We start from the raw sequence: 549 nt of genomic DNA, 5'->3' as shown, positions 1-549 counted from the left end.
CTTGCAGCGAAGAGGCCGGCACTGACACACACCACCGCGTGGGAAAACACCGCCCAAAGAGGCGCCCCACTCCACCCACCCCTGACCTACTGCCATGTACACCAAAAATTTCGTCAACCCATGCCCCGACTGGGCCACCGCCTTGCTCAACGGTTTCAGTCAGGTGCTGCTGCAGCGCAACCCGCTGTGCGGCCTGTGCTGCCTGCTGGCCATTGTGCTGACCGCCCCCGAATTGATCGGCGGCGCGCTGCTGGGCGCCCTCGCCGGGCTGCTCACCGCGCAACGCCGCGGCTACGACCGCGCCGACCGCCAGGCCGGCCTGTACAGCTACAACGGTGTACTGCTGGGCCTGCTGCTCAGCCACGCGCTGCCCTGGTCGGCCCTGCTGCCCCCGCTGATCATCGCCGCCGCGGGCCTGAGCAGCATGCTCGTGCACCAGTGGCTCAAACGTGCGCGCCCCGGCCTGCTGCCGGCCTACACCGCACCGTTCGTGCTGATCGGCTGGGTGGTACTGGCCTTGAGCGAGCCCACCAGCGCCGTCTACACCCC

General features: G+C 68.7%; 1 protein-coding gene. It reads left to right on the top strand.

What is annotated here, in order from left to right:
* Window positions 1-94 precede the first annotated feature (94 nt).
* Window positions 95-549 (top strand): urea transporter (locus G3436_RS26905; RefSeq protein ID WP_163951396.1); only part of this gene is annotated, 455 nt, incomplete at its 3' end.

Origin of the sequence: Pseudomonas brassicae, assembly GCF_010671725.1 — a bacterium.
GTDB lineage: Bacteria > Pseudomonadota > Gammaproteobacteria > Pseudomonadales > Pseudomonadaceae > Aquipseudomonas > Aquipseudomonas brassicae.
The sequence above is the reverse complement of the archived record's forward strand: the minus strand, read 5'-3'. Positions and strand labels throughout refer to the sequence as shown.